Source organism: Bacillus sp. 05T22 (assembly GCF_056396765.1).
Window position 1 is genome coordinate 1 of the sequence record NZ_JBFTMC010000202.1, and the last position, 5,646, is coordinate 5,646.

4 protein-coding genes and 1 pseudogene are annotated in these 5,646 nt (G+C 35.4%); 2 read left to right on the forward strand and 3 right to left on the reverse strand.

Going from position 1 to position 5,646, the window contains the following annotated elements; all coding sequences use genetic code 11:
• The 3 genes and pseudogenes from AC1DIT_RS27565 to AC1DIT_RS27575 all read right to left on the reverse strand — a co-directional run.
• Positions 1-240, reverse strand: a pseudogene (locus AC1DIT_RS27565) (LCP family protein); the annotation flags it as partial.
• Between the two features lie 643 nt (positions 241-883).
• Positions 884-2,488, reverse strand: a complete 1,605-nt coding sequence (locus AC1DIT_RS27570) for a Na/Pi cotransporter family protein (protein WP_476998570.1) — start codon at positions 2,486-2,488, stop codon at positions 884-886.
• An 80-nt stretch (positions 2,489-2,568) separates the two neighbouring features.
• A complete protein-coding gene (locus AC1DIT_RS27575) occupies positions 2,569-3,771 on the reverse strand; it encodes an MFS transporter (RefSeq protein WP_016113214.1) in 1,203 nt (400 codons plus the stop codon).
• Positions 3,772-4,091: 320 nt separating this feature from the next.
• On the opposite strand from AC1DIT_RS27575, the gene AC1DIT_RS27580 reads away from it, so the two are divergent.
• Both AC1DIT_RS27580 and AC1DIT_RS27585 read left to right on the forward strand, forming a co-directional pair.
• The gene (locus AC1DIT_RS27580; RefSeq protein ID WP_016113215.1) at positions 4,092-5,180 is read left to right on the forward strand and encodes a DUF871 domain-containing protein; all 1,089 of its coding nucleotides are present in this window, start codon (positions 4,092-4,094) and stop codon (positions 5,178-5,180) included.
• Positions 5,181-5,303: 123 nt separating this feature from the next.
• On the forward strand, positions 5,304-5,495 hold the full coding sequence (locus AC1DIT_RS27585; protein WP_016113216.1) for a hypothetical protein: 192 nt from the start codon (positions 5,304-5,306) through the stop codon (positions 5,493-5,495).
• Positions 5,496-5,646 lie beyond the last annotated feature (151 nt).

Below are 5,646 nucleotides of genomic sequence, written 5' to 3' on the forward strand. Positions count from 1 at the left end.
TACAGATACATTATTAGAAATAGGTTTAACTGCTTTATCACGTAAATCTGATTTATCACCGCGTGCTAAATCGTGGGCGGCATTAAAAACAGCAGAGGATGCTTTATTTACTAAAAACCAAGTATAACTGCCTCCTATTATTAAAAATAATAAAAGGACACTTATAATAATTTTTGTTTTTTTCTTTCCTTTTTTCTTATTATTTCGTATATTTTCTTGCAAAGATGGGTTTTGATCCATTTCATATACTCCTTCATTTGGATTGAAATACGATACTCATATCACCTAATTATAATGAATATTAGCGAAAAAGAACATTACAAATCATTTACATTTCGCTAATATCCGATTTATTTTACGAAAAGTCAGATTTTTCCGCCTTTCGCAAAGTTAATTTTAGGAGAATAAGCAATAGAACAATTATAGTTTGTCGTATTAGAAATAGAAATACATATTATGAAAAAATAATAAAGAAGTAAGATTTGTTGAAATATGTTCAAGAGGAAGATTATATCATTTTCTATAGGTCTTATATAATGAAGTAGAAATACTGTTTGTTAAGAGTAAAGGAGATAGACATAATGAATCATGCATCATTTCGAGCAATTTGATTTGCTGGCATATAAGTCGTTGCTATGAAAACAAAAGGAGGCTTGCACTTACTTTCTCCATTTGTTTTAACCTGGAATGGGGCTAAAAAAGGCCCTGACCGCTTCTATGCAAGACCGGACGCTCTCTCTCGCTCAAAAAGGAGAGGTTTATATTTGTTTTTTCAAATTGTATTTATAGAAAAAGACGACCTTATCATCATGAAGTGCACCTTCAATTATTAGACTGTGTCTAACAATTGGGGTGCACTTCATCCAGATCGTCTTTTTTTGTACTATAGTGTTTGTTTTAATGCAACTTTTCCTTGTTCCCCTAAAACTCCATCTGCAATATTTACAGCGTGATCACCGATACGCTCTAAATTACTTACCATATCAACAAAGATGATGCTTGCATCACCTGAGCAACTACGTTCATTCAGGCGTAGCACGTGGCGCTTACGCAATACACGTTCCATTTGGTCAATTTTACGTTCTTTCGTAATGACTGTTTGTGCAAGTTCAGTGTCGAAGTTTGTTAAAGCGCCAATTGCATTTTGTAATGTTGAAATTGTTAGTTCAAGCATTTCATTTAGTTCCGCCATTGCTTCATCTGATAGCGTGACACGGTTAGAAATTTGGGAGTCCACAAGTTCTACAACGTTTTCTACATGGTCGCCAACGCGTTCAATATCTCCGACAACAGATGCTAAGACAGAATGTTTTTCGGAATCCATTGGTGAAAGTGGTTTTTCAGAAAGTAACACTAAATACTCCGTAATTTTTCTATCTAAGTTGTTAATAGCGCCCTCTAGTTGAGCTGCCATATCAGCATGTTTCTTTTCTTTTGTATTTAAAAATTGAGTTGCTTCTTTTAGGCCGTGTAATGAGAACTCTGCCATACGAATAATCTCTTTTTGTGCCTCTGTTAAGGCGATAGCAGGAGATTGTTCAATAAAGATTGGATTTAAATGCTGCGGTTTAAAGTCAATAGCGGCATCTTCTCCGCGAATAATTTTTGTTACAATCCACGCTAAAACTGCAATGAATGGAAACTGAATAATCGCATTCGTTACGTTGAATGTTCCATGCGCAACAGCAATTGTCATTTCTGGATTTAAGTTTAACGATGTTTGGAAATATTGAATTAAGTTTGTAAATGGTACTAATAAAATTGTAAAGATGATGGTACCAACTATGTTAAAGATAACGTGTACTAATGCTGCGCGCCTTGCTGCAATAGAAGTACCAATCGCTGCTAATACAGCTGTAATTGTTGTTCCGATATTATCACCAAATAGTACAGGTAGAGCAGCTTTTAAATCGATTGCACCTTGGCCGAATAATTCTTGTAAGATTCCAATTGTTGCACTTGAGCTTTGTACAATTAATGTAAAGATTGTACCTACGATAACTCCTAGGACTGGGCTGTTACTCATACTAACAGTTAATTCTTGGAATGATTCTAAAGAGCGTAGTGGCTTCATACCTGTGCTCATTAATTCTAAACCGAAGAATAACATACCAAATCCGAATACGACTTGTCCAAGAGATTGTACTTTTTTATTTTTAAAGAAGAATAGTAAGATTGCCCCAACTGCCATAATTGGRAGAGCATATTCTCCGATTTTAATTCCGATAATAAATGCTGTAACGGTCGTACCAATGTTMGCACCCATAATAACACCAATTGCTTGTCTGAGCGTCATAAATCCAGCACTTACAAGTCCAACTGTTAAAGCGGTTGTTCCTGAGCTAGATTGAATCAGTACGGTAACTAACATACCTGCTAGTACGCCCATAAGTGGGTTAGTTGTAAAACGATCGAGAATGTCACGTAGGCGATCACCAGCTGCTTGTTGCAGACCGTCTCCCATGTACTTAATCCCAAATAAGAAAATACCTTAATGGTGGTATGTAAAGAACCATAGGAATATGTACATTTGAAATCAGTGTATAGATAAAATGAAAAGCTGCTGAATCATCCAGCAGCTTTTTCATTTTTTTTATTAAGTTGTTTTTGTTTCCGTACATTTGTAATGTAAATAAAGAGAAACGCGATAAGTAACACAGAAGAGTACCGATATACAGTTGCATAGTCTGTAAAGTGTGCGATGAATCCGAAGATAATTGCACCTGCTCCAATGCCGAGGTCAAATGCCGAGAAGAATGTTGCGGTAGCAACGCCACGGCGATGCGGAGCTACACGGTCAATCATCCATGCTTGTAAGGCCGGCTGAATAGCGCCGAATCCACTTCCGTAACAGCTTGCTGCAATGATTAAACTTGGTATTGTTGTTGTATACGATAACAGGATAATCCCTGCGAATGTTAAGATAACACCGGGAATAATAACAAATGCATGGCCTTTTACATCGTATAGTCTTCCTGAGAAGGGGCGTGTTACAGCGATGGCAAGGGCGTTAAATAAGAAGAAAAGGCTAATATCAGCGATACCGACTTGCGTAGCAAATAACGTGATAAAGCTCCCAATTCCTCCGTACATTAATGTAATACACAATATTAATAATGAAGGAAGTAAAGCTTTTCTTTCGATAAATCCATCTAAAAACGTTTCGTGTGTTTGTTGAATTGGTTTCTCAGTAGTTTGAATTTTGAGTAGCTTTGTTAATATTAATGAAACGACTGTGCAAGATAGTGCACATAAAAAAAGAATCGTAAAGTTATAAGTTTGCATAAGCCAGAGTCCGATAAGAGGACCAAGTGCCATAGCGATCGTTCCAGAGAGACCGAAATATCCCATACCTTCACCACGGCGGGCTGCAGGAATTAAATAGGAGACTACAGTTCCATATGTTGTGGTTGTAATACCAAAACCAGCTCCGTGTAAAATGCGAACAGCAAGAAGGAGGAAGACAGTAGAGGCAAATAGGTAGCTGCCCATCGCTAGTAGGCAAATTGCAGTACCAGTCATTAAAATCAGTTTTTTACTAAATTTTTGTAGTGCATTTCCAGTGAGCGGCCGAATAATTAAAGCTGCCACAGTAAACATTCCAACAACAAATCCGATGTTTGAACTCGTGCCACCAATTTCTTTCACGTAAACAGGTAATGTTGGAATTAACATTTGAAAGCCTAAAAACATACATAAGTTTGCTAAAATGAGCGCAATAAATTCTTTTGTCCATAATGGTTCTCGTTTTACGAGTGCTGCTTCTCCCATATATTCATCCCCTAAATATTTTTCTCTGTTCTTTCGAGTATATGTAGAGGTCAATGTAACAGTCAAGAAAGGTGAGCTAAAATGATGTAACAATTTTTCGGGAGAAAAAATTTACAAATTTGTGTAAATGATACACAAATGCTCTTAAAAAAGGTAAAGTATAGATGTATAGTCTGCTGGTTGTTAAGATTGATAGAGATGTTTTTTCTGAAAAGAAAGCGGATTCAAACGGATAGTAAAGTAGAAGGGGATTTCTACTACTTTACTATATATGTTTGAAAGGGTTTACAAAATGATGATGAAGAAAGAGGCGTATATGCATGAGACGATTAGGTATTTCTATTTATCCAGAACATTCTACAGTAGAGAAAGATAAGGAATATTTAACATTAGCACATCAATATGGTTTTACACGTGTATTCACATGTTTATTATCAGTGGATGGAGAAAAAGAGAACATTGTTAAAGAATTTAAGGAAACGATTTCGCATGCGAATGAATTAGGTTTCCAAGTACTTGTTGATATTAGTCCAGCTGTTTTTGAACAGCTTGGTATTTCTTATAACGACCTTTCATTCTTCCATGAATTAGGTGCATATGGTATTCGTCTAGATGTTGGTTTTTCAGGATTAGAAGAATCCATTATGACATATAACCCATATGGATTAAAAATTGAGATTAATATGAGTAACGGTACGAAATATGTTGATAATATTATGAGTCATCGCCCGAACTGTGAAAATTTAATTGGTTGTCATAATTTTTACCCGCATCGTTATTCTGGTCTTTCGTATGATCATTTTATGAAATGCTCAAAACAATTTAAAGATTACGGCATGAGAACTGCTGCTTTTATTACATCATTTGATGCGACATATGGACCATGGCCAGTAACGGAAGGGTTATGTACAATCGAACAACATCGTGAATTGCCAATGACAACGCAGGCGAAACATTTATTTGCAACAGAATTGATTGATGATGTAATCATTGCGAATGCATATGCATCAGAAGAAGAATTAAAGGTGCTCGGAGAAGTAAATAAAGAAAAGCAAACGTTTGATGTAGAAATTTATGAAACAACAACAGAATTAGAAAGAAAGATTGTAGTAGAAGAACCGCATTTTTATCGCGGGGATGTATCTGAATATATGATTCGTTCAACACAAAGCCGTGTAAAATATAAAAAAGAAGAGTTTAAACCTCATAACACAAGACCGATTAAACGTGGCGATATTCTCATTGATAATGAACAGTATGGCCAGTATAAAGGGGAATTGCAGATTGCTTTAAAAGATATGGTGAATACAGGGAAGACAAATGTAGTTGGCCGTGTTGTAGAAGAAGAGATTTTTTTATTGGACTATTTACAAGCKTGGGATAARTTTGGATTTGTATTAAAGAAATAATATGTTTATATGTATGAAGCCATCATGTACATGATGGCTTTTTTGTCGAGAAAAATCTAGAGAAATAGAAATGTATGAATGATACAATAGAGGGAACTTTTAGTAGGGAATGGAGATGGAGAAATGCAAATAGAATATACGTTAACGGAACAAGATTTTATTGCATTTAATCTGCATTATGCGAGGCATTCTAAAACAGTAAAGCGTTCTTTATTTCTTCAACGTTACATTGTAGCTATTATTTTTTTTGGTGTTCCACTTAGTGCTTTTTTGTTAGGACCACCAGGCCAAGTATATATAAAATGTACCCTATAGARTAGACACTTAAAAAAAAGTCTATTCTATAGGGTATTTCTTGTATAATAGGAGAAAAATTAGAATCGGAGAAATTTCACAATGACGAAAAAGCTATTTACAGAAAAAGAGGTTCAAACGCTATCAAAGAATCCATACGTAAAATCTATGA

Excerpts from the sequence above, each read along its gene's own strand:
- AC1DIT_RS27575 (WP_016113214.1), bottom strand. The coding sequence starts at position 3,771 with ATGGGAGAAGCAGCACTCGTAAAACGAGAACCATTATGGACAAAAGAA.
- AC1DIT_RS27585 (WP_016113216.1), top strand. The coding sequence starts at position 5,304 with ATGCAAATAGAATATACGTTAACGGAACAAGATTTTATTGCATTTAAT.